General features: G+C 65.1%; 25 protein-coding genes. 15 read left to right on the top strand and 10 right to left on the bottom strand.

The window, feature by feature from the left end:
• Positions 1–608: 608 nt before the first annotated feature.
• Positions 609–1,652, bottom strand: a complete 1,044-nt coding sequence (locus CNE_RS15415; RefSeq protein ID WP_041228469.1) for an SGNH/GDSL hydrolase family protein — start codon at positions 1,650–1,652, stop codon at positions 609–611.
• A 597-nt stretch (positions 1,653–2,249) separates the two neighbouring features.
• Here CNE_RS15415 and CNE_RS15410 point away from each other — a divergent pair.
• The 8 genes from CNE_RS15410 to CNE_RS40995 all read left to right on the top strand — a co-directional run bounded on the left by CNE_RS15410 (position 2,250) and on the right by CNE_RS40995 (position 9,825).
• Positions 2,250–3,095: a GDSL-type esterase/lipase family protein gene (locus tag CNE_RS15410; RefSeq protein WP_063712334.1), complete on the top strand. Its 846-nt coding sequence runs from the start codon at positions 2,250–2,252 to the stop codon at positions 3,093–3,095.
• A 222-nt stretch (positions 3,096–3,317) separates the two neighbouring features.
• Positions 3,318–4,256: a LysR family transcriptional regulator gene (locus CNE_RS15405; protein WP_013958026.1), complete on the top strand. Its 939-nt coding sequence runs from the start codon at positions 3,318–3,320 to the stop codon at positions 4,254–4,256.
• 62 nt (positions 4,257–4,318) lie between these two features.
• Positions 4,319–5,284 (top strand): Bug family tripartite tricarboxylate transporter substrate binding protein, encoded by a 966-nt coding sequence (locus tag CNE_RS15400; RefSeq protein ID WP_013958025.1) that lies wholly within the window; start codon positions 4,319–4,321, stop codon positions 5,282–5,284.
• 76 nt (positions 5,285–5,360) lie between these two features.
• Positions 5,361–6,596 (top strand): CaiB/BaiF CoA transferase family protein, encoded by a 1,236-nt coding sequence (locus CNE_RS15395; protein ID WP_013958024.1) that lies wholly within the window; start codon positions 5,361–5,363, stop codon positions 6,594–6,596.
• On the top strand, positions 6,593–7,408 hold the full coding sequence (locus tag CNE_RS15390; RefSeq protein ID WP_013958023.1) for an enoyl-CoA hydratase/isomerase family protein: 816 nt from the start codon (positions 6,593–6,595) through the stop codon (positions 7,406–7,408). Before CNE_RS15395 ends, CNE_RS15390 begins: the two co-directional genes overlap by 4 nt.
• A 310-nt stretch (positions 7,409–7,718) precedes the next feature.
• Positions 7,719–8,192, top strand: coding sequence for a cupin domain-containing protein (locus CNE_RS15385; RefSeq protein WP_080569556.1), 474 nt, complete (start codon positions 7,719–7,721; stop codon positions 8,190–8,192).
• Between the two features lie 288 nt (positions 8,193–8,480).
• A complete protein-coding gene (locus CNE_RS15380; protein ID WP_013958021.1) occupies positions 8,481–9,341 on the top strand; it encodes a c-type cytochrome in 861 nt (286 codons plus the stop codon).
• 301 nt (positions 9,342–9,642) lie between these two features.
• Entirely contained in the window at positions 9,643–9,825 is a 183-nt protein-coding gene (locus CNE_RS40995) for a nuclear transport factor 2-like protein (RefSeq protein ID WP_148271590.1), read from the top strand.
• 49 nt (positions 9,826–9,874) lie between these two features.
• Here the strand turns inward: CNE_RS40995 and CNE_RS15375 are convergent, their stop codons facing one another.
• Positions 9,875–10,423, bottom strand: coding sequence for an ureidoglycolate lyase (locus CNE_RS15375; RefSeq protein ID WP_013958019.1), 549 nt, complete (start codon positions 10,421–10,423; stop codon positions 9,875–9,877).
• Between the two features lie 345 nt (positions 10,424–10,768).
• Here CNE_RS15375 and CNE_RS15370 point away from each other — a divergent pair, with 345 nt between their 5' ends.
• Together CNE_RS15370 and CNE_RS15365 are read left to right on the top strand one after the other, a co-directional pair.
• Positions 10,769–12,103: an MFS transporter gene (locus CNE_RS15370; protein ID WP_013958018.1), complete on the top strand. Its 1,335-nt coding sequence runs from the start codon at positions 10,769–10,771 to the stop codon at positions 12,101–12,103.
• 93 nt (positions 12,104–12,196) lie between these two features.
• A complete protein-coding gene (locus CNE_RS15365) occupies positions 12,197–12,904 on the top strand; it encodes a FadR/GntR family transcriptional regulator (protein ID WP_013958017.1) in 708 nt (235 codons plus the stop codon).
• Positions 12,905–12,916: 12 nt separating this feature from the next.
• Here the strand turns inward: CNE_RS15365 and CNE_RS15360 are convergent, their stop codons facing one another.
• Both CNE_RS15360 and CNE_RS15355 read right to left on the bottom strand, forming a co-directional pair.
• On the bottom strand, positions 12,917–14,419 hold the full coding sequence (locus tag CNE_RS15360) for a methyl-accepting chemotaxis protein (RefSeq protein WP_013958016.1): 1,503 nt from the start codon (positions 14,417–14,419) through the stop codon (positions 12,917–12,919).
• Positions 14,420–14,660: 241 nt separating this feature from the next.
• Positions 14,661–15,653 (bottom strand): Bug family tripartite tricarboxylate transporter substrate binding protein, encoded by a 993-nt coding sequence (locus CNE_RS15355; protein WP_013958015.1) that lies wholly within the window; start codon positions 15,651–15,653, stop codon positions 14,661–14,663.
• Between the two features lie 284 nt (positions 15,654–15,937).
• Here CNE_RS15355 and CNE_RS15350 point away from each other — a divergent pair, with 284 nt between their 5' ends.
• Positions 15,938–16,381: a thioesterase family protein gene (locus tag CNE_RS15350; RefSeq protein ID WP_013958014.1), complete on the top strand. Its 444-nt coding sequence runs from the start codon at positions 15,938–15,940 to the stop codon at positions 16,379–16,381.
• Between the two features lie 54 nt (positions 16,382–16,435).
• Here CNE_RS15350 and CNE_RS15345 read toward each other — a convergent pair whose 3' ends face one another.
• Together CNE_RS15345 and CNE_RS15340 are read right to left on the bottom strand one after the other, a co-directional pair.
• Positions 16,436–17,335, bottom strand: coding sequence for a recombination-associated protein RdgC (locus CNE_RS15345; RefSeq protein WP_013958013.1), 900 nt, complete (start codon positions 17,333–17,335; stop codon positions 16,436–16,438).
• Between the two features lie 109 nt (positions 17,336–17,444).
• Positions 17,445–18,023, bottom strand: a complete 579-nt coding sequence (locus CNE_RS15340) for a BPSL1445 family SYLF domain-containing lipoprotein (RefSeq protein WP_041228137.1) — start codon at positions 18,021–18,023, stop codon at positions 17,445–17,447.
• Positions 18,024–18,226: 203 nt separating this feature from the next.
• Between CNE_RS15340 and CNE_RS15335 the strand changes: the two genes are divergently transcribed.
• A complete protein-coding gene (locus CNE_RS15335) occupies positions 18,227–18,649 on the top strand; it encodes a hypothetical protein (protein ID WP_013958011.1) in 423 nt (140 codons plus the stop codon).
• A 22-nt stretch (positions 18,650–18,671) separates the two neighbouring features.
• Here the strand turns inward: CNE_RS15335 and CNE_RS15330 are convergent, their stop codons facing one another.
• From CNE_RS15330 to CNE_RS15320, 3 genes are all read right to left on the bottom strand, one after another.
• Positions 18,672–19,505, bottom strand: coding sequence for an aldo/keto reductase (locus tag CNE_RS15330; protein ID WP_041228465.1), 834 nt, complete (start codon positions 19,503–19,505; stop codon positions 18,672–18,674).
• A 95-nt stretch (positions 19,506–19,600) separates the two neighbouring features.
• Positions 19,601–20,992: a GntP family permease gene (locus tag CNE_RS15325; RefSeq protein WP_013958009.1), complete on the bottom strand. Its 1,392-nt coding sequence runs from the start codon at positions 20,990–20,992 to the stop codon at positions 19,601–19,603.
• A 203-nt stretch (positions 20,993–21,195) separates the two neighbouring features.
• Entirely contained in the window at positions 21,196–21,588 is a 393-nt protein-coding gene (locus tag CNE_RS15320) for a tautomerase family protein (RefSeq protein WP_013958008.1), read from the bottom strand.
• Positions 21,589–21,718: 130 nt separating this feature from the next.
• Between CNE_RS15320 and CNE_RS15315 the strand changes: the two genes are divergently transcribed.
• Positions 21,719–22,597 carry a LysR family transcriptional regulator gene (locus CNE_RS15315; RefSeq protein WP_013958007.1) on the top strand — a complete coding sequence of 293 codons (879 nt, stop codon included), beginning with the start codon at positions 21,719–21,721 and terminating at the stop codon, positions 22,595–22,597.
• 178 nt (positions 22,598–22,775) lie between these two features.
• A complete protein-coding gene (locus CNE_RS15310) occupies positions 22,776–24,881 on the top strand; it encodes a TonB-dependent receptor (RefSeq protein WP_013958006.1) in 2,106 nt (701 codons plus the stop codon).
• A 134-nt stretch (positions 24,882–25,015) separates the two neighbouring features.
• Here the strand turns inward: CNE_RS15310 and CNE_RS15305 are convergent, their stop codons facing one another.
• Positions 25,016–25,480: a DUF2147 domain-containing protein gene (locus CNE_RS15305; protein ID WP_013958005.1), complete on the bottom strand. Its 465-nt coding sequence runs from the start codon at positions 25,478–25,480 to the stop codon at positions 25,016–25,018.
• Between CNE_RS15305 and CNE_RS40990 the strand changes: the two genes are divergently transcribed.
• A complete protein-coding gene (locus tag CNE_RS40990) occupies positions 25,469–25,732 on the top strand; it encodes a hypothetical protein (protein ID WP_148271588.1) in 264 nt (87 codons plus the stop codon). The genes CNE_RS15305 and CNE_RS40990 overlap by 12 nt on opposite strands.
• The last annotated feature ends 1,193 nt before the right edge of the window (positions 25,733–26,925 follow it).

The raw sequence follows: 26,925 nt of genomic DNA, 5'->3' as shown, positions 1-26,925 counted from the left end.
TGTCGGAAAAAGACACAACAGTCGATGTCATACATATGCAGTATGCCTGCGGAGAGTGCCACGTACAGTATCGAGTGCTAAAGGCTGGCGACGCGAACGGCCAGACACATGCCAGAACGTTCGGCAACGAGAGCGATACCCCGATGCGGTTTATCGGATGGGATGTTGTCGTGCTGTACAAGGGGTCTGACAAACCGCTGCTCAAATATCGGAATGTCAGCGCCTTGTCTGCCGAGGCTTGCGCAAGTCCCGTGCTTCGCCTGAGGGGGCAATTCAAACGTAAGCTGCTCTACACGTTTCTTTATTCCGGAGGCCGGTACGATGGCATATATTTTGATGCGCACACCGCTTCCATCGTGCCGCAAGACCGCCATGGCTGTAAGGCGAATGGCGGGGGGCATCGATACGATAGCCGTTCATCTGTAGCGCTCCGATGATCCGCCGGGCCGGTTCTCCAGTCGCGCCCGACATGCTCGCGAGGTTATGCGGCGAATCCGCAATTGTTTGTGCCGCGATAAGTGGGGGGGCTGGGTCGAGGCCGCGATGCGTGCCGTTGTCGGTGCGCAACTAAAGTATGTGGAACGATCGATTTGCCCCCATCCGCTCTCCTATTTGCTCGCCGCCTGCACTGCCTGCTCCACCAGCGTCGCAAACAGCGCATGAAGATGCGTGGTCGGATGGACCTCATCAGCAAACATATAGGTCTGATCAGCGTCCGGCACCGTGTAGGTCTTCGGTGAGCAGAACAGCGAACTCACTTCGATCTCCTTGGACAGAAGCTGCAGGTTGCAGCCGGTCCCGGTATTGCTGACCTGGAATCCCTTCTCCTTGAAATGGGCAAGGACATCGTTGATGAAGCCGAACTGATCAATGTTGATGACCTGGTTCTGGATGCCTGCAGTCTGGAGCGCGTTCGTCAACGCAGAATTGAAGGTGAGCGTCATCCCGGTGAGAAGGGACCCGAGGCTGTTGTCGCTGACTCCCAACGGCGACACGCCGATATTGCCAACGTTTGAGACAACGACATGCTTGGCACCGGATTGGAGGATCTTTCCGACGATTGCCGCCAATTGCTGCGCGGCAAGCGTCACGGCCTGATTCGCATCACCAAGTGTCTCACTTCCTCCTACAACCGCGTCGGCGTGGATCAGGATATCACTGCCGCCTCCCTGGACAAGAACAAGCTGGCCGTCATTGAAGTTGCCGTGCGCTGAAAGGTGGTTTTGCAGCTGCGTTGCAATCGGCACCGTCAACGCGCCGAGTCCATTCGCCTTGAAGTTGATGCCATTGGGATCCGTTACACGGGCGCCTCCCTGGGCGTAACCCAATCCGTCTGCGTGATTCCGCACTGGCGCACCATAGCCACCGGTTTGCGCCGCGGTCAGCGTCCCGCCGAAGAAGTTTGCAACATCCTGGGTCCACACCTGCCCAGGGTTGGTGGTGAAACGCCCGCCGCCGACCAGTTGCGCAACTGGCGCATAGGTTCCTACATCAGAAATGCTGTCGCCAAACGACACCACCTGGAATTGGAGAGGCGGATTGACAGCTGGTTTCCCGTCGTCACCTCCGCCGCAGGCGGCGAACAGTGCCACAGTGACACATAGAAGCCCTGAGCGGACGAGATCGAAAAGGGATTGATGGCGTGCTTTCATGGGAACCGTCCAATGGTAAGTGCCCCAGTCGTTCGCGCCCATCAAGGCGCCAATGGAGTGAAACGCGCTTGTATGACGTAACAGACAAAGAAACCGCCCCTTTACTGTCAGTCAGCAAAGTCTTTACGCGCGCTTGCTCGACTTCCCAGGCCTGGAACCGCAGCCTCGACAGTTGCCTTGTCACTAGCGGGGCAATCGAACTCTGTTTAGTACAAAGCTATTGGGTTTCACGGGAAAGGCAAGTGGAATAGAAGCAGGCAGCAGCCAGGGCGTTGCGAGCCGCAGGCGTTTGCCCAACGACTGCTAAACGCTGTGTACAGGTGGAGCCCCGGCTGCCACCAGGGACGCTCGATGCGCCGTGTAAATAATGCTCGCTGCACGTGCGAGATGTTTCATGACTGAAGCATTGTTAATTCCGTGCAGACCAGACTTCAAGCGCGATGACTTGGTATTGCCATGGCAGCGCCTACGATTTCCTTCAACGACGGCTGATGACCGACCAGGCGGGTTTGGAAAGTTGTCGAGAGTAGAGCGAGATGTGCGATGCCGGGATCAGCTGAACGCCCCAACCGACTCAAGCCAGTGCAGTCCTTTGAGATGATGCGCGAAGGCGCGCCGATGCTCGGCGACTTCAGCCTGCAATGCCTGGCCCAGGGGGACTCCTGGTTCTCCATTAATACGTTGAGGCCGTTTAGCGGCTCAAATCTGCTGATGAACATGTGGCTGTCGCGCAGCGCCATCGCCGTGGATTGCGCGGATCCTGGCGATACCCTGGCGCATATGCTCGACAGCCGCCAGGATCCCCTGTTCTACAGTTTCCTCGTCGGTCCGCACGACCAGGCCTGGAGCGTCATCCTGTTGTCCGGTGGCGGCAATGACCTGATCGACGCCATCCAGACCACGCCGAACGATGCCAACGGCCATCGCAGGCCGCCCAACGACAGACTGCTGTTGACCGAAGATGAATGGGATGGCCCTGACGCGATCAGTACATTTATCTCCCGACCGGGCTGGATTGCATTCACACGGTATATGCTGGACCAGTACCGAGCCCTGGATTTCTTGCGCCGGATCAGCGCGCAGAACCAGAACACGCCGATCATCACGCACACCTACGACTACGCCACGCCGCGCAACAGCGGTGCGGGGCTGGGCCGTGGGCCATGGTTGTTTCCGGCGCTGCAGGTTTATGGCATTCCCGAGGGAAATTGGATTGACCTGGCCAATGAATTCACCGACCGACTTGCCGATGAAGTCATTCGCCAGGCCGGTATCCCGAATTTTCATGTGGCCGAGACGCGCGACACGTTGGACCCGGCCGGGACCGACGACGATGGCGCCACGGCAGACTGGGAGAACGAGATTCACCCGACTGCGGACGGCTACGGAAAGCTCGGGGTAAAGTTCGTCGACAAGATCGCGGAGGTTCTCCATATTCCCTGAGCGAAAGCTCGCAGTTCCACCGTCGACGCGTGGTCTGGTCTGCCAGTCACGCCGGACACCCTCGCGAGGGTTGCGCGGGAAATCCGCAGTTGCTGACGCCGCTTGATAAGTGGAGAATCAGATGGCGCGCGGTACCGCATTCCAAGGCGCCCGTAACGGTTTCCTCTTCCCTCAATCCGTAGCTCGCCCCCTGCGACGACGCCTGCATAAGCGCCGACCATCGTGACGTCCTCACCCCCCTTGCGCACCACCCGCCTGCATTTTGACCTCACCACCGTCCAGCTTTTCATCGCCGTGGCCGACGCCGGCAGCATTACCCGCGGCGCGGAGCGTCTCCATCTGGCCCCCGCTGCCGCGTCAAGACGCGTGCTCGAACTGGAAGCCCAACTAGGCGTCTCCCTCTTCGAACGCCTCCCCCACGGCATGGCCCTGACCGAAGCCGGTCGCGCACTGCTGGCCCACGCCCGCGGCATCACCCATACCGTCCAGCGCATGCAGGACGACGCCGCCTCCTTCGTCGGCGGCGACCTGGGCGTGGTCCGGGTAGCGGCGCCAAAGTCTGCAGTCATCCAGTTCCTCCCCTTCGACATCCAACGCTGCGCCGTCGCCTGCCCCGGCGTGCGCATCGACCTGCAGGAAATGAACAGCGCGGAAGTCCAGCAGTCGCTGCGCCGCGGCACCGTGGACATCGGCATTTACGACGGCAGCCTGGGCGTGATCGACCTGCCGACCGCGCCCTATCGGAATGACGAACTGGTCCTGGTGGTGGCGCGCGGCCATGCGTTGGCGCGGCGCCGCAAGGTCACGCCGGACGACGTGCTGGACTGCGACCTGATCGTGCTCAGCGAGAGCTCGGCGATCTCGATCGTGCTGGAGCGGCTGGCGGAGGAGGCCGGCCGCGTGCTGCGCATGCGCATGCGCGTGGGCGGCTTCGACAGCATGGTCGCGCTGGTGGCGCAGAACCTGGGCGGCGGGGTGATGCCGGAGGCGATTGCGCGTGAGGTGGCGGGCGGCAGCCGCTTTGTGCGGCTGCCCATTGCCGCGCCCTGGGCGCAGCGGCAGTTTGTGCTGTGCCATCGGCCCCATGGGACACTTTCCTCGGCGGCGGTCAGCGTGCTGGCGGTGCTTGCGCAAAACGCGAAACCAGAATCCCCCAAATAGCGATAGCCCGCGGCGGATGCATTGCGGATGATGGCTCCATAACTACAGGACGGAGACACGCAATGCAGCGCAGACAATTCATTCTGGCGGCAGCGGCTGGGCTGGCGATGCCCAGCCTGGTGCGCGCCGCCGATATCGCCGGCCCGGTGCGCATTGTGGTGGGCTTCGCCCCCGGGGGCGGCACCGACGTGCTGGCACGCGTGATCGGGCAGAAGCTGGGGGTCATGTGGAACACCAGCGTGCTGGTGGAGAACAAGCCCGGCGCCACCGGCGCCATCGCCGCCGCCTATGTGGCCAAGCAGCCGCCTGACGGCACTACCTTGCTGATGGCGCATGTGAACAGCCACGCGATCGCCCCGGCGCTGCTGGACGTCAAGTACGACCCGCGCACCGACTTCACGCCGATTTCGATGGTGGGCGTCACGCCCAATATGTTGACCTGCCGTCCGGAACAGAAGGTGCGCAGCGTTTCGGACATCGTGGCGCTGTGCCGGCAGAAGCCGGGGAAGATCTCCTTTGGTTCGTCCGGCATCGGTTCGGCGCAGCACCTGGCGCTGGAGATGTTCCGGTTGCAAGCCAGGCTCGACGTGGTGCACGTGCCTTACAAGGGCTCGGGCCCGCTGGTGGCGGACCTGATCGGCGGGCAGATCGACTATGCGTTCGACACCATGACCGCCGCCACGCCATTTATCCAGCAGGGCAAGGTGATTGCGATCGCGCAGACGCGCCTGAAGCGCGCGGCCAGCCATCCCAATGTGCCGACGCTGGCTGAGTCCGGCTTTCCCGGGCTGGACGCGGCGTCGTGGTACGGCCTGGTGGGCCCGAAAAATATGCCGCCGGCGCTGGTGCAGCGCATGAACGCGGACGTCAACCGCGTGCTGGCCATGCCCGACGTTGCCGAGCGGCTCAAGAGCTTTGGCGCCGAGGACTCCGGCGGCACCAACCAGCAGTTCGGCGCATTCATCGCCTCTGAGTCCACCAAGTGGGCCAAGGTCGTGAAGGACGCCGGCGTAAAGGCCGAGAGCTGAGCGCTGCAAGACGATGGCCGAGAACCGACGCACGCGCGCACGTTGCCCCATCCATTTATCCAGGAAGAAGCACCCCATGACAGATTTCCGCGACTCCGGCGCACAGGCGCCTGCCTCCACCTTGCCGCTGGCCGGCGTGCGCGTGCTCGACGTCAGCCAGGTCATGGCCGGGCCCTACGCCTGCATGCTGCTGGCCGACCTCGGCGCCGATGTGATCAAGATCGAACCGCCCGATGGAGGCGACCAGACGCGCGGCGCGATGGGCTTCAAGATGAAGGGCTCGGACAGCATGGGGTTCCTCAACATGAACCGCAACAAGCGCAGCGTCACGCTGGATCTGAAGACCGAATCCGGCCGGCAGGTGCTCTATCGCCTGGCGGAAACGGCTGACATCCTGGTGGAGAACTACCGCCCCGGCGTGATGAAGCGGCTGGGGATCGACTACGAGACCCTCGCCAGGATCAATCCGAAGCTGGTCTACTGCAGCATCTCGGGCTTTGGCCAGAGCGGGCCGTGGGCCGGGCGGCCGGGCTTTGACCTGATGGCTCAGGCGATGTCGGGCGTGATGAGCGTCACCGGCTACCCGGGTGGCGCGCCGGTGAAGGCGGGCGTGCCGGTGGCAGATATCGGCTGCGCACTGTTCGCGACCTACGGCATGCTGTCTGCCTACATCGGCGCCAGGGAGACGGGCAAGGGGCAGTATGTCGATGCGTCGCTGTTCGATTCCGCGCTGGCGTTCTCGGTGTGGGACACCTGCGAATACTGGGGCACGGGCCGCGAGCCCGAGCCGCTGGGCACGGCCAACCGCATGAGCGCGCCCTACCAGGCGATGAAGTCCGCCGACGGCTACTTCGTCATGGGGGCCACCAACCAGAAGCTGTGGCAGCTGCTGTGCAACACGCTTGAGCGGGCCGATCTGCTGGCGGACGAGCGCTTTGCCACCGTGGCGCTGCGCCTGGCCAACCGGCAGCAACTGATCGCGACGCTGGAGGCGAGCTTCGTCAAGGAGAGCAGCGACTACTGGATCGAACGCCTGCTCGGCGTAGGCATCCCGGCCGGGCCGATCCTGACCTACCCGCAGGCCTTCGACAGCGAGCACGGCCGGCACCGCCAGATGCGCATCGAGATCGATCATCCGATCGAGGGCAAGGTGCCCAATATCGGCTTCGCCGTGAAGATGGGCGGCACGCCCCAGCAGGTACGGCGCCCCCCGCCGCTGCTTGGCCAGCACACGGAAGAAATCCTGGCCGAACTGGGTATTCCGAAGGACGAACAGCAGTCGCTGGCTGTAGCCGGCGCATTCGGATCATGAAGGCCGCGCTGCCGCCGGAAGGCGGTTCCGGCAACGACGGACAGGTCACGCTCACGATGCAGGGGCAGGTCGCGACGCTGACGTTCGACCGTCCTGCCGCGCGCAATGCGATGACGTGGGCCATGTACGAGCAACTCGGCACGCATTGCCGCAGGCTTGCGGCGCAAGGCAATGCGGGTGCGCGCGTGGTGGTGCTGCGCGGCGCGGGCGGTGAGGCTTTTGTTGCCGGTACCGACATCGCGCAGTTCCAGCTGTTCTCCAGCGGCGACGACGGGGTTGCCTACGAAGCGCGTATCGACGAAGGCATCCGCCTGGTCGAGCAACTGCCGATGCCAACTGTGGCGGTTATCGAAGGCTGGGCGGTGGGCGGCGGCCTGGCTATCGCTACTGCGTGCGACTTCCGTGTCGCTACTCCCAAGGGCCGCTTTGGCGTGCCGATTGCGCGCACGCTGGGCAATACGCTGTCGGCGTTGAATCTTGCCAAGCTGCGAGCGGCCTGGGGGCTGCAGCCGGTGCGCCGCATGCTGCTGCTGGCGCAGATCCTCGACGCGGACGCCGCGCTGGCCTGCGGTTTCCTGGAGGGCGTATATGCCGCGGAGGCGCTAGAGGCCGAGGTCGCTTCGCTATGCGACCGGCTTGGCGCGCTGGCGCCTGTCACGCAGACGGTCGTTAAGGAGGCGTTGCGGCGCCAGACCGTGCAGTCGGTGGCCGACACGGACGATCTGGTGCGGTTGTGCTATGGCAGTAGCGACTTTCGTGAAGGAGTGGATGCGTTTGTGGGCCGGCGGTCGCCGGTGTGGAAGGGGAGTTGAAAGTCGGGGCCTGGTACGCTAGCCGCCGGTGTTTCACAACTGAAACGATCTGGGCGATTTACCGCGCAACCGACACACCGGGCAAGCGTCACGCACCCGCCCGTCAGCCTCCCACCACGGGTGGCCCGCGATATGCATCAGATTATTGCTTCGGGCGATGAAGACGCTCGAGCCTGCATGCCTGAACCTGTGCCATGCAGTGGATGTCTCCAGCGCGGCTGGTGGCGGAATCGGGTGCCAGATGGCATCAATGCGGTCTGTGCCGTCACCGCTCCGGCTGTCTGGTTGCCGTCTCAGGAAGGAGCGCGCCATGAAAAACAAGCTTCCCCCGATTGCCACACTGGCCTTCGGCGTCTGCCTGACGGTGTCTGCGGCATTGGCTGCCCCTGCGGGCAGCATGATCAAGGTCACCGCCGACGAGATCAAATGGGCGGACCTGCCACTGATACCGGGTGCCAAACTCGCCGTTCTCGAGGGGCAGATGGACAAGAAAGAGCCGTTCACGGCCCGGATCAAGCTACCCGCGGATGCTAAGGTGGCAGCGCACTGGCACCCAGGCGTGGAGCGGGTGACCGTGCTTTCAGGGACGTTCAACTATGGCATGGGCGACAAGCTCGACCCGGAAAAGACCTCGCCGCTCGGCCCCGGCAGCCTGATTGTCATGCCACCCAAGATGCACCATTTTGGCTGGACGAAGGACGAAACCATTATCCAGATCAATGCGACGGGGCCCTGGGCTTTCAACTTCGTCAACCCGGCTGATGATCCCAGGAAGAAGAAGTGATGCCTGGTGCCGGGCGATCCGGGCGAGGCAACATTCGGCACACCGCCGGATAGGCCGGGGCAGCTTTCGGGCTGGCAGATGCCGTGGGGCAGGGGGCTACGGACGTGCTCCAGCGCCTGCCTGTCCAGGAGACCGGTGACATCGCCGAACTCCTGCCGCAGCGCTGGATATCGGCCCCCTCCACCGCCGTACTCAACTGTTTGGAGGATTCCATTCAGACAGGATTTGCCGATACTTCGATGGATTCAGTCCGGGCGCATTGGCCAGGAATCCAGGCAAGGGGTAACCATGGCGATATTCCTGAGGTTGGCCGCAGGCTTGTTCCTGATGTCTCAAATTGGCGCAAGCAGCGGGCAGGACCAGGCGCGCATCGCGCGTGGCAAATACCTGATGGAGGGGGTGGTGGCTTGTGGCAATTGCCATGTTGCCCGAGCGGAAAATGGGGCGCCTGTCTTCTCCAGGGGCCTGTCGGGTGGCATGGTCTTCGATCACCCGCCGTTCAAGGCGTACGCGGCCAACATTACGCCAGACCCTGAGACAGGGATCGGCAAGTGGACCGATGCACAGCTCGGCAAGGCGATCCGCGAAGGTATCCGGCCGGACGGGACCATCATCGGTCCGCCGATGCCTATCGAGTTCTACCGGCGCATGTCTGACGCAGACCTGGCAGCGATCATCGCCTATCTGAGGGTACAGCCGCCCGTGAAGAATACCGTCAGGAAGTCCGAGTACAACATCCCGTTGCCGCCCGGCTACGGCCCGGCTGTGAAAGGCGTTAGCGCGCCCTCGCCCAAGGAGACGATCACGTATGGCCGGTACCTCGCCGATATCGGGCATTGCATGGAATGTCACACGCCGCGGGATGAAAAGGGAGAGCTGGTGCTCACGCGTCTGGGCGCCGGCGGCCAGGTGTTCAAAGGTCCTTGGGGCGAGAGTGTGGCACGCAATCTGACTCCCCATGAGAGCGGGCTCAAGAACTGGAGCAAGGAAGAGATCGCCCAGGCCATCCGAGGCACAGGCAAGAACGGCATGCACTACAAGCCGCCCATGGCGTTCGACTGGTACAAGAACATCAGTGGTGCCGACATGAACGCGCTGGTCGCTTACCTTGGCTCGCTCAAGCCGCAGCCATTCGGCGGCAAGGAGTAACCGGCCCGGCCGCGTCGACAAATCTCTGCGCGCTGCCTTGCGGGATCTTCGTCTCCCAATACCGCTGCGCTAGGCAAGTATTGCGCTCCGGCCCGTTGGCTGACTCATTCTGCCAGCGCGCAGGAGATCCGCATGATGGCAAGCCCTCGACCAGCGTAGCAAGATGCTGGCTACGACTTCGTTTCCGCCGATTCCAGAGTCCTCTCAACGCCCGCTCGGGCCAGTCCAAATACAATGCTCCGATCCACTCGGATTGTGCTTATTTTCTGGTGTCACTTGACAACCAGTCATTGCCCATCTAGTGGACGTCAAGCTTGAGTACAGCGGTGATTTGGCCATCATGCGCTTCCGCGTGCGGGTGCCGGCCAGCGGCGGGAAGAAGAAAGTGGACGCAGCCGGGCTGGAGGTCTACCGGGTGGTGAATGGCAAGATCCGCTCGAAAGAGGCCTACTGGAAGCAGGTCTCCTGGCCGGACGCCAAGTAAGCGCGACGGGCTGGTGCAACCGCGGCCTGTCGCGGTTGCCTCCACACACTCATGCGGCGTGTAGCGCCGGCGGGAGTTCCAGCAGCAACGGCTGCGCCAGCGTGCGCTCCTCGCAGTTGTTGCCATCCCCACCGCGATCGATCACGGCAAAGCGCGCCGGCACGCCCACGGCCAGCAGCATGTGGTGCCAGACGCCGCGGCGGTAGTTGACGCCCTGCCGCCCGTTGGTGATGAAGGCGCGCAGCGAAGCGGGATCCAGCACGTCGCCAGCTGGCGCCACCACGATCACAAAGGGCTGCTCCGATAGCGGGATAAAGGCCTGGCTGCCGAGCGGATGGCGTTCCAGCATTGCGATCTCCAGCGGATACGCGTAGGGCTTGGCCTCGAACAGGTTGATCAGGGCCCGGCCACCTTCCAGTTCGACGGCAGCCAGGTCGTGGTGTCGCATGACCATGCCGCCGTTGATCGGAAAGGCGCCGGGGTCGCCGGCTGGGCGCGCCTCGATCACGTCACCGAAGGGCGCAAAGGCGGCCGCGCTCAGCGGCAGCGGATGCAGGCGCACCATGGCTGATGCCATGAGCGGGGGCGTGGTTCCCATCAAAGTCTCCTAGCTGAAGGTCGGGCCGGCAAGCGGCTGGCTGCCCTGTGGCACGCATCATGTGGGCCAGCCTCAACTGGTCGGACCAGTTGTGCCGGATTTTGCAGCAAGTCTCGATTTTGCACAAGCGGCGGAGTTTGGTGCGATCCCCACGCAGCGGGCATTCTCGCCAAAATCGGCCTGCAGATACGGGCTTTCCCCAGTCCAATCGCTCCTTGACACCGGCAAGGTGCCTCCCTACCATTCGGCATCTACTGGTCAGACCGGTATGACGATTTGGCGTCGTGCCGGATGCGATCCAGGCTTTGCCACGCCGATGACTCGAACAAAACCAAGGAGACTTCCATGATTCCGACTGAAACCGCCCATGCCGGGCCGGATGCCATTTCCGTGCCGCAGGCGCAGGCACAGGCCAGGGAGGACGCGGTGTACCGCAAGGTGGCCTGGCGGCTGTTGCCGTTCCTGATGCTGTGCTACGTGGTGGCCTACCTGGATCGGGTCAACGTGGGCTTTGCCAAGCTGAGCATGCTGGCCGACCTGCAGTTCAGCGAGGCGGTCTACGGGCTGGGCGCGGGGCTGTTCTTTATCGGCTATTTCTTCTTCGAGGTGCCCAGCAACCTGCTGATGCACCGCATCGGCGCCAAGGCCACCATCTCGCGCATCATGATCCTGTGGAGCCTGATCTCCGCGGCGATGATGTTCGTGCAGACCAGCACGCAGTTCTATGTGCTGCGCTTCCTGCTGGGCGCGGCGGAGGCGGGCTTCTATCCCGGCATGATCCTGTACCTGACCTACTGGTTCCCGTCGCACCGGCGCGCGCGCATGGTGGCGCTGTTCATGGCGGCGATTCCGATCTCGGGCATCTTCGGCGGGCCGCTGTCGGGCTGGGTGATGGAGGCCATGCACGGCGTCAACGGCCTGCGCGGCTGGCAGTGGATGTTCGTGATCGAGGCCGTGCCGTCGCTGCTGGTGGGCGTGGCCGTGCTCTGGTACCTGGACAACAACATCCAGTCGGCGCGCTGGCTGACGGCCGATGAAAAGGCGCTGCTGGAGCGCAATATCGCCGCCGAAAACGCACAGAAGTCCGCCCATATGTCGCTGCGCACGCTGGTGACCGACTCGCGCGTGCTGAAGATGACGATGATCTGCTTCTGCACGGTGATGGGCCAGTACGGGCTGACTTTCTGGCTGCCCACGCTGATCAAGCAGACCGGCGTGAAGAGCGTGCTGGACGTGGGTTTGCTGACCGCGATCCCGTTTGGCGTGGCGGTGTGTTCGATGATCCTGGTCAGCCGTAGCTCTGACCGCATGCGCGAGCGCCGCTGGCACCTGATCGTGCCGTTCTGCTGCGCGGCCACGGGCCTGGTGCTGAGCGCGGTCTTCAGCCATAACACTGCGCTGTCGCTGGCAGCGCTGGCGTTGGCCGCCGGCGGCAGCCTAGCTACCTCGCCGCTGTTCTGGAGCCTGCCGACGTCCATCCTGTCGGGCGTGGGCGCGGCGGCGGGCATTGCGCTGATCAACTCGTTCGCCAACCTGGCCGGCTTTATCAGCCCGTACATGATCGGCCTGATCAAGGATGCCACCCGGAGCACGGATGCCGCGATGTTCGTGCTGGCGGCGGTGCTGCTGTGCGGCGCGCTGCTGACCTATTCGGTGCCGGCCAGGCTGGTCAACAAGTAAGGGGCAGGGCAGGCCGGTTTGTCGGCTAGAATTTCCGGCAACCGGCTTCGCGCCCCTTGTGCGTCACCTCTTACTGGTCACCCCCCCTCACGTATGACAGGATCTTCCACCTCCGTCGCCAACCAGGCTGTCAGCCTTATCCAGCAATGGGTGCGCGACGGCACGTTCCCCGCGGGCACGCTGCTGCCGGCGCAGCGGGAGCTGGCGGAGAAGGTCGGCATCAGCCGCGCGTCACTGCGTGAGGCGATCTCTACCTTGCAGGGAATGGGCGTGGTGGTGTCGCGCCCGGGCAAGGGCGTCTACGTGACGGCCGCCGGCGACAGCGCCGCAGCCACGCCGCCCTGGCGTTTTGCGGCCACGCATTCGCTGATCGATATCTACCAGTTGCGCTTCGCGCTGGAAGGGCTGACCGCACGGCTGGCCGCGCTGGCCATCTCCGAGAACGAGATCGAACAGCTGCGCCAGAACGCGGCCACGATGCAGCGGGCGATCGAGGCGGATGCTTATGACGAAGCCTCGCAGCTCGACTATGAATTTCACACGCTGATCGTCACGGTGTCCGGCAACCAGGTCATCCGCGAGATCCTGCGCGAAAGCGCCGAGGTGATGCGCGAGAGCCAGCGCCTGCCGTACTACCGGCGCGGCGCGCGCAATGCCACCTTCACCGAGCACAGCGCCATCATCGAGGCGCTGGCCGCCCGCCAGCCGGAGCAGGCGCAGCGCGCGATGGAGCGCCACATCATGCTGGCGGCGCGCCGTGCAGGCGTGCATTTCCCCACGGGGGACGAGAAAGAGGATTGAGCTGAGCGGGTGTCAGCCCAGCCGGAACACCCCGACCGCCCGGTTCAGCCCCTCCGTCTGCTGCCGCTGCACCCGCGCAGCTTCGGCGGCACTGGCCACCAACTCTGCATTCTCCTCGAATGCCGCCTGGATCTCCGCCACGCGCCGGGCCATGCCGTCGATGCCGCTGCGCTGGTTGTCGCCCAGCGTCGCCAGTTCCTCTACCAACGTGGCAAGCTTGCCGATGCTGGCCACCACCTCGTTCATGGTCTCGCCGGTATGGCCGACCAACTTGGTGCCGGCGTGGGCGCGTTCGACCGAGGTATTGATCAGCCCGCGAATCTCCTTGGCCGCGGCGCCACAGCGATGCGCCAGTTGCCGGACCTCGCCAGCCACCACCGCAAAGCCCTTGCCGTGGTCGCCCGCGCGCGCGGCCTCCACGGCGGCGTTCAGCGCCAGGATATTGGTCTGGAAGGCGATGCTGTCGATCACGCCGATGATCTCGGTGATGCGCCCGCAGGCCTCGTTGATCTCGCCCATGGTGTGGATCACCGACAGGATCTCGCCGCTGCCGCGCGCGACCACGGTGCTGGAGGCCCCGGCCAGTTCGCACGCGCCGCGGGCCTGGTCGGCGCTGGCGCGGGCGGCCTGGGTCAGCGCCTGCATGTCCTGCATGGTGTGCGCCACGGTGCGAGCCTGTTCGTCGGTCCGGCGGACGACGGTGGCGCTGGTGTCCAGGATGTTGCCAGCCGCGTCGGCCACGGTACCGGCGGTGTTGCGTACCTGCAGCAGTGTCTGGCGCACAGTGTCCAGCGTCTTGCGGAAGGCGCGCGCGAAGTCGCTGTCCGGGTGGGTGCCATCGGCGGTCAGCGTCAGGTAGCCGGGTTCGCGTTCGATGCCCGCGGCCAGGGCGCTCAGTTCATCGGTGGAGTGGGCATCGCGCTCCAGCCGCCACGCGATCACGCACAGCACGCCGGTCTGCACGATGACGAAGGCGGCGTGGAACAGCACCATATTGAAGCTCGGGTCGGTGAAGCAGATGGTGTTCCAGCCCCACTGCTGGAAGAAGTTGAAGCTCAGGTGATGCAACGCGATCACCGCCGCCGCCAGCAGGATCACGCGGAAGTCGCGGTAGGCCAGCAGCAGCGACAGCGAGACGAACACCAGGAAGTGGAATTCCACCTGCCCGTGCGCCTGGTGGATCAGCAATGCGACGAAGATCATCAGCAGCACGGCCATCGCCAGCCGCGTAGCCAGGCGGGCGGGCAGGGTGACCGCCATCAGCGTGCCGAGCAGCGCCATCGGCAAGCCCAGCGCCAGCGTCAGCCCGGTCGACCCATAGTGATTGCCGACGATCGGCGACAGGAGGCTCAGCACCCACAGCATGGCCGTCATCAACTGGTCTGCGCGGCGGTGCACGCCTTGCAGCAGCGGGGTGTGCGGCGCGGCTTGCGCAGAAACGGAACTGCCCGCGGCACGGCGGGCAGGGATGGTCGCGGACAGCCGTCCGGTCAGGGCGTGGTCAGCGCTGATCATGGTTCCCTCGCAGCGTAAGTCGAGAAGACGCTGCACCCCGTTCGCCTGATGGCTTATTGTTCTAATGTCTTACTTTATGGTGTTGCGCGGCTGATTATATCGACGCCTATCGGCTGCGACAGGCCATGGCGCAGCCGCGCAACACCGCGGGAAAATTGCTGCAATTGAGTGATGTTCAGAGCCGGCGCCAGGCGCTACGATGTGCCGGCGCGGCCCGCGGCGCTGCTTCAGTCGCCATGCCTCAGTCCAGCCGGATATTGTTTTCCTTGATCACGTTGCCCCAGTACGCCTGATCCGCTCTGGTCGCCGCCGCGAACGCCGCCGGCTGCGTCGTCTTGACGATCAGCCCCAGCTCGGCCAGGCGCTGGCGGATCTCCGGCGCGGCCATCACCGTTTCCACATCGGCCGAGATCTTGTCGACGATGGCCTGCGGCGTGCCGGCGGTGGTGAACAGGCCAAACCAGGCCGGGCCATCCAGCCCCTTGTAGCCGAGTTCCTGGAAGGTTGGCACATCCGGCAGCATCGGCGCGCGGGTATTGCCGGTAACGGCCAGCGGCTGGAGCTTGCCGGTGCGCGCATGCTGACGCACGGTCATCGGCGACAGCGTGCCCAGCGAGATCTGGCCGCCGATCAGGTCGGTGGCGATGGGGGCTTCGCCCTTGTACGGGACATGGACCAGCTGGGCGCCCGCGCCCTTGAGGAAGACCTGCATGTAGAGATGGGCGCCGGTGCCAATGCCATAGGTGCCATAGGAATACTTGTCGGGCTGGGACTTGGCCAGGCTGATCATCTGCGGCAGCGTGCGCGGCATGGCGCTGCTGGCGGTCAGCACCAGGCTGGTGGTGCATAGCTGGCTGATGGCGGTCAGGTCGCGCAGCGGGTCGAACGGCGGCTTGGCCACCATATAGGGCGTCTGCACCAGGCTGGGCAGGGCCAGCAGCAGGGTGTAGCCGTCCGCCGGCGCCTTGGCGACCACGTCGGCGCCGATCATGCCGCCCACGCCGGGGCGGTTCTCCACGATCACCGGGCGCTGCCACAGCTTGCTGAGCGGGTCGCCCAGCGCGCGCGCCAGCACGTCGGTGGCACCGCCGGGCGGGTAGGGCACGACCAGCCGCACCGGGCGCGACGGGTAAGCCTGCTGGGCCCGCGCCCGGTTGATTCCAAGGGTCGAGGCGGTGGCGGCCAGGGAACCTGCTCCCAGCCAGTGCAGGACTTTGCGGCGGTCGGCTTGCATCGTGTTTCCTCCAGTCGTTGACATCGTGTCGGTGCGCGGTACGGGTGCGCCAGGGCGCCAGTGACCACGGCAACCCGCAGCCTACGAGGCAGCGCCATGCCGGGGCATCGGCGGGATGGACGAAAAGAGTGGGGAGTACTTACCCGGGGGCATGTGCGGGAGGGTTTATGCGGCAGTGCCGCAATCCGAACCGGCGTTTCCCTTATGATGGGCGCCGCCGCCGTCTCTGCCGCTTGCCTGCCTGATCCCGTGCGGCGCCCGATCCATTTCTTGCTTGTTCCATCATGGCCCGCCTCAAACTCGACCTGCCTGCCGACCAGTTCTGCTACGCCACGCACCTGACCGTGCGCGTGACCGACATCAACTCGGCCAACCACCTTGCCAACGATTCGATGATCTCGATGATCTCCGAGGCGCGGGCGCGGTTCCTGTATGAATTCGGCAGCGAGGATGTACGGCAGGAAGGGGTGGGCATCATCGTGACCGACCTGGCCACGATGTACCGCAACGAGGCACATGCGCGCGACCAGCTGCAGTTCGAGGTGGGGGTGATGGACTTCAACAAGTACGGCGGCGACATCATCTTCCGCATCACGCGGCCGGCCGATGGCGCGCTGATCGCGATGGCCAAGTCGGGCTTTGTCTTCTTCGACTACGTGGGGAAGAATGTTGTGGCGATGCCGGAGGGGTTTGCCGGGCGGTTCCCGAAGGTGAACTGGGTCGAGTAACCGCCAGCGTGGCGCTGTCTTTCGACAGCGACACGTTCCTGCAAGAAATTCGGCTTACGCCTTGCGCTCGCCGCCCAGCGCCTCGGTGAGGTCGCTGAGCATGCCGGAGAGTTCGCCGGCCATCATGGTGAAATCGGCGTCGAAGCGCTCATCTTCATCGTGCGCCGTGCCATCGGCCTGTTCCTTGATCACGTCGAGCGGGGCCATCTTCTTGACCACCAGCCCGTCGGTCAGCACGAACGACACCCGGTCGTTCCACGTCATCGCCAGGCGCGTGCAGCGCTTGCCGGCGGCGATATGGCGGCGCAGGTCTTCCGGGTCCAGCGGGTGGCGCACATAGCGCACGGTGGCCTTGCTTTCCGCGCCGGATTGCAACTCGATTTCCTGGTCGACGGTGAAGCCGCCCGGTGCCGCATCCCCGGCCAGCCATTCGGTCATGGCCGCCACCGGCGACTGGTTGACGTGCAGGTTGATCAGCGGCAGCGGATCCAGCGCCTTGAACAGCATGCCGCGCACTTCATCGGCCTTGGCCGTGGCGGCGGCGTCGATGGCAAGCCAGCCGTTGTCCGGGTCGATCCACACACGCGTGTCGCGGCGGATGCTGAAGGCGCGCGGCAGCAGTTCTTCGGTGACCTGCTCCTTCAGTTCCTTCATTTGCTTGCGGCCCGGCTTGTAGCCTTGCTGCTCTTCGACTTCCGCGGCGCGGGCGCGCGTGACCTGGTTGACCACGGTGGTGGGCAGCAGCTTCTTTTCGGTGCGCAGCGTCAGCAGCATCTGGCCGCCGACGGTATGGACCAGCTGGCCGTTGTCACGCGGCGAGGCCCAGCCTTGGGTCTGCATTTCGAGGCTGGTGCCGGGGAAGAAGGCGTGCTTCGCCAGGCTGGCTTCAACCTCGTCGGCGCTCAGCGACCACGGGGCGGAGAAACGATGGACCTGCAGATTCTTGAACCACATGGGAATTCGGCCAAAGGGACGAATTCTATCCTCTCGCGGCCCGCGGACGCGAAAAAAGGAGGGCGCCGCGCAGCACGCAAGCCGCGCGGCGGTCACCGAAGGTCCGCCCTTACAGGTCGAGCTTGCTGATCTTGCTGCCCTCGAAGCTCAGGCCCGCCATCAGGCCGGCATTGGTCATGACGAAGCCGACGATGGGCTGCTGGGCGGTGTTGGTGTCCAGCACGCCGTTTGCGCCAATGGTGGCCACCGCCACAGTGGCATCGACGCCCGCGGTCCAGCCGCTGCTGCGCACGAACTTGTCGTAGGCATCCGGCGTCAGGAACATCAGGATCACGGCCTTGGACTGCGCACCGATCTGCCAGCCCACCGAGCCGGCGATCAGGCGGTAGTAGCCGCGCGTGGCGCCGCCCGAGCGCAGGGCACCGTCGCCATACTCGCCGCCGACGATAAAGCCTGCCGTCAGCGTCTTCGGGAACACCAGGATGCCGCGTGCTCGGTTGCCGAGCTCGCGCGAGCCCTTGACCGAGTCGTACAGGCGCGACAGCGTGCCGTCCACGCCGGAATCCAGCTCGCGCCGGCGCGCGGCCTTGTCGCTGGTGGCTTCGGGTTTGGTGGTGGTGCAGGCACCCAGGGCCAGGCTGCCAAGGGCCAGACCCGCGCTGGCCGAAAGGAAGGTTCGACGTTTCATCTCGTCTCCTTGGTGTTGTTGTCGTCTTTGAAGCATAGGCGCCGGAAGCACCCGGGCAAATGCCGGACCGCGCAGAGACGTTTCCATTTGTGACGAAGGTGGTGCCGGGGGGCATTCGCGGCAAGAATAGTCAGTCTTGCGCCCGGAACGTCCCATGGCTGACACATGGGGTGGCCAATGCGCCGTGACAGCATCATCCTTCCATGAAAAAACTCCTGACCGCCCTGCCGCTGGCCTTCCTGGCCGCGTGCGCTTCACATCCTTCGGGTTCTTCCAATGACGCCGACGCCGCGGGTGCCGGATCGCAGTCGGCCGTCGACAGCAGCGGCTGGCAGGCGCTGCGCGCCAAATACATGGATTGCGCCCAGAAGAAGGCCAACGACAACCTGTCGGCCAAGGGCCAGCCCAAGGACGTGGCCAACCTGGCGCTGGCTGCGTGCGAGCCTGAACTGAACGCCATGCATGATTCCTTTCGCACCTACCTGGATGCGCAGATGTCGTCGTCGCACGGCAAGAGCAGCGCGCGCCAGGCAGCGGCGCGCGTGACCACCGACACGCGCGAGAAGGCGCGCAGCTACCTGGTGCGCTACGTCGAGCGCGAGCGCTACGTGGCCCGCGTGCCCTGAGGGCACGCGCCCGGCAGCCTGGTCAGAGCATTTCCAGCAGGCCCGGGCCGTCGGGCGGCGGGAAGATGCGGTCGAGTTCGGCCAGCTGGGCGGCCGACAGCGTATGCGACAGCGCGCCCAGGTTCTCCTGCAGGCGCTCGCGCCGGCCGGTCTTGGGGATGGCGATGACGCCGTCCTGCGCCAGCAGCCAGGCCAGTGCCGCCTGTGCCGCCGTCATGCCGTGGTCGCGCGCAAAGCGCTTCAGCCCGGGGTTGCCCAACAGGCGCGACTGCTCGATCGGCGAATAGGCCATCACCGGCACGCCGCGCTGGCGCAGCCACGGCAGCAGGTCCCATTCGATGCCGCGCCGGCCCAGGTTGTACAGCAGCTGGTTGGTGGCCAGTCGGTCGCCGCCCGGCGCGTCCCACAACTCCTGCAGGTCGGACAGGTCCAGGTTGCTCACGCCCCAGCGGCGGATCTTGCCGTCGCGCTGCAGCGCCTCCATGGCCTGCACGGTCTCTTCCAGCGGCACGCCGCCGCGCCAGTGCAATAAATAGAGGTCGATGCGGTCGGTGCGCAGCCGCTTCAGGCTGCGCTCGCAGGCCTGCACGGTGCCGCGCCGGCTGGCGTTGAAGGGATAGACCTTGCTGACGAGGAAGGCCTCGTCGCGGCGCCCGGCGATGGCCTCGCCGATCATTTCCTCGGACTGGCCCTCGCCATACATCTCGGCGGTATCGATCAGCCGCAGGCCAAGGTCCAGGCCCAGGCGCAGCGTGGCGACTTCCTCGGCGCGCGCTGCGCGCGACTCGCCCATATTCCACGTTCCCATGCCGAGCGCCGGGACGCGCTCGCCGTCGGGCAGGGTGACTTGCTTCATGTTGGCTTCCTGGTTTGCCGGGCCGGTGCCCGGCGGCATCCAACCACACTGTTAACAACACCTGGAATGTACAAGCCGCGTGGGCCGGGATTGCTTCAGACCAGTCCGGTCAGAAAATACACGGCGATGACGAAGAACACCGCGGCGGTCTTAATCATTGTGACGGCGAAGATATCGCGGTAGGACTCGCGGTGGGTCAGGCCGGTCACCGCCAGCAGCGTGATCACGGCGCCGTTGTGCGGCAGCGTGTCCATGCCGCCGCTGGCCATCGACACCACGCGGTGCAGTACTTCCAGCGGGATCTGCATGGCCTGCGCGCCCGCGATAAAGGTCTGCGACATCGCCGCCAGCGCAATGCTCATGCCGCCCGAGGCCGAGCCGGTGATGCCGGCCAGCGTGCTGACCGAGACCGCGGCATTGACCAGCGGGTTGGGGATCGCGCGCAGCGCGTCGCTGACCACCAGGAAGCCGGGCAGGGCGGCGATGACCCCTCCGAAGCCGTATTCCGATGCCGTGTTCATCGACGCCAGCAGCGCGCCGCCGACGGCGCCCTTGGTGCCCTCGGCAAAGCGCTCGCGCAGGGCGCCGAAGGCGGTCACCAGCACCACGGCGATGCCCAGCAGCAGCGCGCCTTCCACTGCCCAGATCGCGGTCACGCTGGCGATCTTGGTTTCCACCGGCTTGGGCAGGCCCGGCAGCGCCACGCTGTTGGAAGGGCCGTACCAGAGCGGGATCATCCGCGTCAGCCAGAAGTTGGCCACGCCCACCACCACCAGCGGCAGCAGCGCCAGCAGCGGGTGCGGCAGCTTGCCGGACTGGCTGCGCTCGGGCTCGTTGCGCAGGTTGGTGCCGTAGCCTTCGCCACGCGCGGCGGCGCCGCGGCGGCGCCATTCCAGGTAGCTCAGGCCCCCCACCAGGATAAACAGCGAGCCGGCCACGCCCAGCACCGGTGCGGCCCAGGAGGTGGTGTTGAAGAAGTTGGTGGGGATGATGTTCTGGATCTGCGGCGTGCCCGGCAGCGAATCCATGGTGAACGAGAACGCGCCCAGCGCGATCGCGCCCGGCATCAGCCGCTTGGGGATGTTGCTCTGGCGGTACAGCTCGGCCGCGAACGGATAGACCGCGAACACCACCACGAACAGCGACACGCCGCCATAGGTCAGCAGCGCGCACACTGTGACGATCACCGCGTTGGCGCGCGAGCGCCCGATATAGCGGATCGCTGCGGCGACGATGGACTCGGAGAAGCCGGACAGCTCAACTACCTTGCCGAATACCGCGCCTAATAGGAACACGGGGAAATACAGCTTCACGAAGCCGACCATCTTCTCCATGAAGATGCCGGTGAACACCGGTGCGACCGCGGACGGGTCGGTCAGCAGCACCGCGCCCAGCGCGGCGATGGGCGCGAACAGGATCACGCTGTAGCCGCGGTACGCGGCGAACATCAGAAAGGCAAGGGCTGCCAGCACGATCAGAAACGACATCGGATCTCCTTCAGGGTTGCCTTGTCCTGAGGTGCGGTCCGTTTGCCGCGCGGGGGCTGGCGCTTGTGGCGCCTTGTCTCTGTCAGTCCGTCAGGAAAAGGGATCAGCGGGCGACTGTGCCACAGCTTGGCCCGCAGCGAAACCTCTGGTCTCGCCGCGGGGCACTGGGATGACAGCGGCCGGCATGAAGGCGATGCGCTGTTTCAGCCGTGCTGGTGGCGATACTCCTGCGTGCGCCCGCCGTAGCCATAGGCCGCTGCGCGGGCGTCGATCACGTGCACGTACGACACCGGATGCAGCTTGCCCAGCAGCCCCGACATGGTCTCGAACACGGCCTCGATGAACTGCGCTTTCTCCGCCTTGGTGTTGGTTTCATCGGTCACGCTGATGTCCAGGTGGAAGGCGTTGCGGCCCTGCTCCGACAGCGGCATGTCGGCGATGATCCAGCTGTCGTGCGGGATGTACTGGACCGTGACGGCAATCACGTCGCGCTTCTTGCCGAGCACGCGCTCGGTCAGGTCGGCGATCGCCCTGGCGCTGCGGCGGGTGAGGGCGGCATCGGGTTGGCCGGACAGGTGCAGGACGATGTGGGGCATGGCTGGCTCCTTGCTTTTGCGTGGGTGGGTGATGCCATGGTAGGGGGTGGTGTAGTATCGGAAAAGCGGGAATATCCGATGTGGACCATCGGGTTATCCGAAGTAATGCCACCCTTGCCGGAGCCTTGCCATGCGTGGATTCGAAACCGACCAGTTGCGCACCTTTGTCACGGTCGCGGACAGCGGCAGCCTGTCAGCGGCGGCGCCCAGACTGTTCCTGTCGCAGTCCTCGGTCAGCGAGCAGCTGCGCAAGCTGGAGGAGCGCGCCGGCGTGCCGCTGCTGTCGCGCGGACGGCATGGCGCGGTGCCGACGCCGGCGGGGGAGCGGCTGCTGGAACACGCGCGGCGTATCCTGGCGCTGAACGAGCTGGCCCTGCAGGAGCTGCGCGGCCACGCGCTGGCGGGCGAACTGCGGCTGGCCGTGACCGATTACTTCCGCCCGGGCGAGATCGCCGGCATGCTGCGGCGCCTGCGCGAGCGCTACCCGTACCTGCGGCTGCACGTGACGGTGATGAAGAGCGCGGCAATCGATGCCGCCGCGGAGATGGACACCTTCGATATCGGCCTCAGCATGCGCCTGCCCGGCACGCGCGGGCAGGGTGCGGGCACGCGCGGCACGGTGCTGCGGCGCGAGCCGCTGGCCTGGGTCGCCGCGCCGGCCGAGGCCGACAGCCTGCCCGCCACGCTGCCGCTGGTGCTGCTGCCCGATACCTGCTCGCTGCATCAGTACGTGGTGCAGCTGTTGCTGCGCAAGCGGCTGCCATTCGAGGTTGCGCACTCGGCGTCGGGCGTCGCGGGGCTGCACCTGGCGCTGGCGGCGGGGCTGGGGTTGTCGTGCCTGAATGCGTCGGCGATCGGCCCCGGCGTGGCACCGCTGGATGCCGCCACCATCGCGCGGTTGGGCCTGCCGCGACTGCCGGAGGCGGAGTTTTTCCTGTTGCCGGGCCGGCGCGGTGAGTCAGCCTTTGTTGCCGAGGCGCGCGATGCACTTGCCGGGCAGCTGGTGTAGGAAATGCGTTGCAGAAGTTCGGGACCCGCCACAGAAATCGCCGTGTCAGCCATGGTTGTGATCAATGCAACATATATTGACCACGAATAGGAATAATTCGCAATCTCGTTGACCCTGACAATCCTGTAATCGATAATGCGCCCGCGTTTTCAAAACTATTACAGCCGATTACACGGAAATGAGAATAAAACTTCACCCGATCTGTGCCGCGGTGGCGGGGAGCTTCGTATTTCAACCGATGCTGGGGTGGGCCCAGGCCGCGCCAGACGCTTCGGCGCAGTTGCCTGAGGTCACGGTCAGGGCCGATGTCAGCCGCGAGCTTGGCACCGGCTATAACCCGCCCAATGCGGTCAGCGCGACCAAGACCGAGGCGCCGCTGCGCGACATCCCACAGACCGTCAACGTGGTCACCGGTGATGTCATGCGCGACCAGCACGCCACTTCGATGCAGGATGCGCTGAAGAACGTGCCGGGCGTGTCGTTCTCCACCGGCGACGGCCAGCGCGACCAGGTGTCGATCCGCGGCTTTTCCGCCATCGCCGACCAGTTCGTCGACGGCATCCGCGACGATGCGCTGTACTTCCGCGACCTGTCCAACGTCGACCGCGTCGAAGTCATCAAGGGGCCGGCAGCGGTGCTGTACGGCCGCGGTTCGTCGGGTGGCCTGATCAACCGCGTGACCAAGAAGCCCGGCATCGACGTCACCGACTTCGGGCTTAGCTACGGCATGTGGGCCGACCGCCGCGCCGAGGCCGACGTGGGCCGCGTGTTCGCCGACGGCGCCGCCGCTTTCCGCGTGACCGGTGCGGTGGAGAAGGCCAACAGCTACCGCTCGCAGCAGTTCCTGGACCGTGCCGCCGTGGCGCCGTCCCTGGAACTGCGCATCGCGCCAGAGACCACCGTGCTGCTGCAGGCCGACTACCTCGAAGACCGCCGCGTGACGGACTTCGGCATCCCGGCCTACAAGGGGCGCCCGGTAGACGTGCCGGCCTCGCGCTACTACGGCGCGGCCAATGCGCGCGACGCCGACTATAGCCAGTCGCGTGTGTACTCGGGCACTGCCACGATCAACCATCGCTTCAACGACGACTGGTCGATCCGTAACGCCACGCGGTACTACCACTACTCGCTGGATCGCAATAACACGCTGACCAGCGCGGTCAACGAGGTGACACAGCGGCTGACGATGTCGCACTCCAACGTCTACCGCGAGGAGCACGGCTGGTTCAACCAGACGGACCTGACGCAGAAGGCGACGATCTTCGGTACCAGGCACGAAATCCTGTACGGGATGGAGATCGGCCAGCAGAACAAGGATCTGGTCAATTTCTCCAAGGCCGTGCCAGGCACCTTCGATCTGTTCAACCCGGTACTGCCGACGCTGCCGCGCCTGGTCGGTGGCACGCCTGCCACGAGCAACCTGGCTACCGCCAAGACCCTGGCGTTCTACACGCAGGACATGATCACCTTTACCGAGCAGTGGAAGGCGCTGTTCGGCGTGCGTTACGACAACTTCCAGCAGGACACCAATCAGCGCCTGGCTGGCCAGAAGAACCTGTCGCGCACCGACAATGCCTGGAGCCCGCGTGCGGGCCTGGTCTGGCAGCCGTCGAAGGTGCAGTCGTATTACGTGTCGTGGAGCCGGTCGTTCCAGCCCTCGGGTGAGACCTTCGCGCTGGCCGCCAACAACGCCGAACTGGCACCAGAGACGACCAACAATGCCGAAGTCGGCGCCAAGTACGACTGGCTCGACGGCAAGGCGAGCACAACGATCTCCGTGTTCCGGCTGGAACGGAACAATATGAAGATAGCCAATGCCACCGGCACGGCGCTGATTCCGGTTGGCGAGCAGCGCACGGACGGCATCGAGCTGAGCGGCGCCGCGGAGCTCGGCAGCGGCTGGCGCGTGCTGGCCGGCTATGCCTACCTGGATGCAGTGGTGACCAAGTCGACCCCCTTGTTCCAGGGCAAGCGTGCCACGCTGACGCCTCGCCACTCCGGCAACGTCTGGCTGACCAAGACGCTGGGCAACGGCTTTGGCATCGGCGGCGGCCTGAACCTGGTCGGCGCCCGCATGGCCGATCAGGCCAATACCGTCACGCTACCGGGCTATGTCACGGCGGACATGATGGCCTGGTACCGCCATGGTCCGTTCGAGGCGCAGTTGAACCTGTACAACCTGTTCAACAAGAACTACATCGTCTCGGCGCATGGTTCGAATGCCAACCTGAACATGCCGGGTGCCCCGCGCAGCGTGATGGCCACCCTGCGCTACCGGATGTAAAGCGCAGCATCGTGGACAAAAAAACCGGGCGGTGATGAACCGCCCGGTTTTTTTTCGACTGCCATTTCTCCTTCGGCTGGGCACGCAGCGGCATGCCCCGGAGAAACCCTGAGTCCTGTGCCGCGCCGGCAGGGTCAGTGGTCGCGTTCCCAGGTCTGGGTGCGGCCGATCAGGCTGATGCCGATGAAGCCGCGCACGTTGAGCTTGTTGCCGTCCTCGGCCAGCGACATCTTGCTCTTGTAGACCTTGCCGTTCTCCGGATCCAGGATCTCGCCGCCGCTCCACTCGTTGTCGCCGGTCTTGCGCAGGCCGGAGAGGATGGTCATGCCGATGACGGGCTGGTCCTTGCGTGCGTCGGTGCACTTGTCGCACACGCGCGGCTTGCCGTCGCTCTCGACGAAGGTCTTGACCAGGCGTCCGCTGAAGACGCCGCTCTTCTCGGTGATCTCCACCAGCCCGCGCGGCTTGCCGGTGTTGTCGTCGATGGTCTTCCACGTGCCGCTGGGCGTGGCCTGCGCCATCGCCGCGGCGCTGCCGAGCAGGGTGGCGGCAAGCACGGCGGCGCGCAGGGTCGAAGCAAGGGGGGAATGGATGCGCATGATGTCTCCTTTGAGGTTCGTAGCCACGCCAATCTACTGGCGCCGGGGCCGCGCCGCAATCCGGCGCGGCGCGGCGCGCGCCTTTCCGCCGCCATCGCCCGCTACCCGCAAAGCCGCATGCAGCTGCCGTTTGCGGGTTATTGTGATGCAGCAAAAGACACCGGCGGGCGGGCGCTGAAGCAATCCTCTAAGCGGACGTACGACGCGCTGCCGGCAGGGCGAGGCGAGTGGTGCGGCGAGCGGCGAGGGTGAGAGCGCGAACACGCGAGGCACGGCGCGCGCGATCCGGATCGCACGGCAAGCGCGCGGATCGAACACGCATGCCGATGGCTTGATCGAAGCGTCTGCCGAAGTGTTGCCGCGATGCTTCGCGAGCGTCGCGGCTTGGCTCGATCGCAACGCTTTGATGCCCTCGCGATGTCTTCGCGCTGTTGCGTCGATGCAAACCGTTGCGTGCACGCATCACTCTCGGACGGTGTGTGCGACGCTGTCGCGCGAAGCGCGAGGCGAGCATGAGCGAGGCTCGCTCGCATGGCGGCGCGTGCGTGCGCTGCCGAGTGTGTAAAGCATGCAGGGCGTGTGCCGCACAGCGCGGCGCGCGCGTGTTCTGGAACGTGTCCGCACCAGTCGACGGCTGCCGCACGCGTATCGGTGCATCGCCCGCAAAGCCTTTGTCCATGCGGCTTTTCGGAAAACGTGATGACACGCGCAGCGTCGTTGCGCAGTCGTCAGGCGCGCGTTGCGATGCTGGTCGTCAGCGTTTGTCGCGGTGTGTAAAAGCTGCGACGCGCGGTGCGTGCGATGGGGTGTCGCGCTGCCTGTGCGAGCGTGCGAAACGAGCATCGGCACCAGCGTGCGAGCGACGCGTTGCGATGCTATCGGCAACGTCTTCGTGACACCGCGCGTGAGAACTAGTTCGAGCGAAACATGCAGGCAAGTTTTTTTGCACTTTTTTCTTAACATCATCGTGCAAACGAATTATGATTCGCCTTGACAAGAGTCTCACTTCATTGCAGAGAAGCAGGAAGCAAGATGGAACGACGAGCGCGATGCGCGCTTCGATGCAGTGACGAAGGTAGTAGCTGAGGAGCACGAGAACTTTGACGCAGACCAGGCCGGACCGGCTTCTTAAAACGCGTGCAGTCTCCCTTGGTCCATTAACGGGTTGGACCCGCTACCACCGAATGAATGCCGCCTGCCGTGCGCGAGGCCAAGCCCGCACCGCAGGCCAGCTGTCCGATATCTCCTCATTTCTGGCCGTGCGCCGGCTCAACGGGCGGTGCGGGCTGATCGAATATTCCAGGGCGCGGCACGTGCCCGAGACCCGCTTGCGGGCTCGCTCCGGCCGCCAAGTCACCGCCACGGGCGGTGCGCCTGCAACCAAATTCATTAGCGTGCAGCAGTGGTCGGGCCGCACGCCGATGAATCGCTCGCTCGACTGGGGC

The sequence above is a fragment of the Cupriavidus necator N-1 genome (assembly GCF_000219215.1).
GTDB classification, from domain to species: domain Bacteria; phylum Pseudomonadota; class Gammaproteobacteria; order Burkholderiales; family Burkholderiaceae; genus Cupriavidus; species Cupriavidus necator.
The sequence above is the reverse complement of the archived record's forward strand: the minus strand, read 5'-3'. Positions and strand labels throughout refer to the sequence as shown.

Coding starts and splice junctions, on each gene's coding strand:
- CNE_RS15370 (WP_013958018.1), top strand. CDS start 10,769: ATGATTCCGACTGAAACCGCCCATGCCGGGCCGGATGCCATTTCCGTG.
- CNE_RS15350 (WP_013958014.1), top strand. CDS start 15,938: ATGGCCCGCCTCAAACTCGACCTGCCTGCCGACCAGTTCTGCTACGCC.
- CNE_RS15330 (WP_041228465.1), bottom strand. CDS start 19,505: ATGAAGCAAGTCACCCTGCCCGACGGCGAGCGCGTCCCGGCGCTCGGC.
- CNE_RS15345 (WP_013958013.1), bottom strand. CDS start 17,335: ATGTGGTTCAAGAATCTGCAGGTCCATCGTTTCTCCGCCCCGTGGTCG.
- CNE_RS15400 (WP_013958025.1), top strand. CDS start 4,319: ATGCAGCGCAGACAATTCATTCTGGCGGCAGCGGCTGGGCTGGCGATG.
- CNE_RS15415 (WP_041228469.1), bottom strand. CDS start 1,652: ATGAAAGCACGCCATCAATCCCTTTTCGATCTCGTCCGCTCAGGGCTT.
- CNE_RS15325 (WP_013958009.1), bottom strand. CDS start 20,992: ATGTCGTTTCTGATCGTGCTGGCAGCCCTTGCCTTTCTGATGTTCGCC.
- CNE_RS40990 (WP_148271588.1), top strand. CDS start 25,469: ATGGATGCGCATGATGTCTCCTTTGAGGTTCGTAGCCACGCCAATCTA.
- CNE_RS15310 (WP_013958006.1), top strand. CDS start 22,776: ATGAGAATAAAACTTCACCCGATCTGTGCCGCGGTGGCGGGGAGCTTC.
- CNE_RS15320 (WP_013958008.1), bottom strand. CDS start 21,588: ATGCCCCACATCGTCCTGCACCTGTCCGGCCAACCCGATGCCGCCCTC.
- CNE_RS15335 (WP_013958011.1), top strand. CDS start 18,227: ATGAAAAAACTCCTGACCGCCCTGCCGCTGGCCTTCCTGGCCGCGTGC.
- CNE_RS15385 (WP_080569556.1), top strand. CDS start 7,719: ATGAAAAACAAGCTTCCCCCGATTGCCACACTGGCCTTCGGCGTCTGC.
- CNE_RS15390 (WP_013958023.1), top strand. CDS start 6,593: ATGAAGGCCGCGCTGCCGCCGGAAGGCGGTTCCGGCAACGACGGACAG.
- CNE_RS15380 (WP_013958021.1), top strand. CDS start 8,481: ATGGCGATATTCCTGAGGTTGGCCGCAGGCTTGTTCCTGATGTCTCAA.
- CNE_RS15375 (WP_013958019.1), bottom strand. CDS start 10,423: ATGGGAACCACGCCCCCGCTCATGGCATCAGCCATGGTGCGCCTGCAT.
- CNE_RS15355 (WP_013958015.1), bottom strand. CDS start 15,653: ATGCAAGCCGACCGCCGCAAAGTCCTGCACTGGCTGGGAGCAGGTTCC.
- CNE_RS15395 (WP_013958024.1), top strand. CDS start 5,361: ATGACAGATTTCCGCGACTCCGGCGCACAGGCGCCTGCCTCCACCTTG.
- CNE_RS15410 (WP_063712334.1), top strand. CDS start 2,250: ATGATGCGCGAAGGCGCGCCGATGCTCGGCGACTTCAGCCTGCAATGC.
- CNE_RS15340 (WP_041228137.1), bottom strand. CDS start 18,023: ATGAAACGTCGAACCTTCCTTTCGGCCAGCGCGGGTCTGGCCCTTGGC.
- CNE_RS15315 (WP_013958007.1), top strand. CDS start 21,719: ATGCGTGGATTCGAAACCGACCAGTTGCGCACCTTTGTCACGGTCGCG.
- CNE_RS15305 (WP_013958005.1), bottom strand. CDS start 25,480: ATGCGCATCCATTCCCCCCTTGCTTCGACCCTGCGCGCCGCCGTGCTT.
- CNE_RS15365 (WP_013958017.1), top strand. CDS start 12,197: ATGACAGGATCTTCCACCTCCGTCGCCAACCAGGCTGTCAGCCTTATC.
- CNE_RS15360 (WP_013958016.1), bottom strand. CDS start 14,419: ATGATCAGCGCTGACCACGCCCTGACCGGACGGCTGTCCGCGACCATC.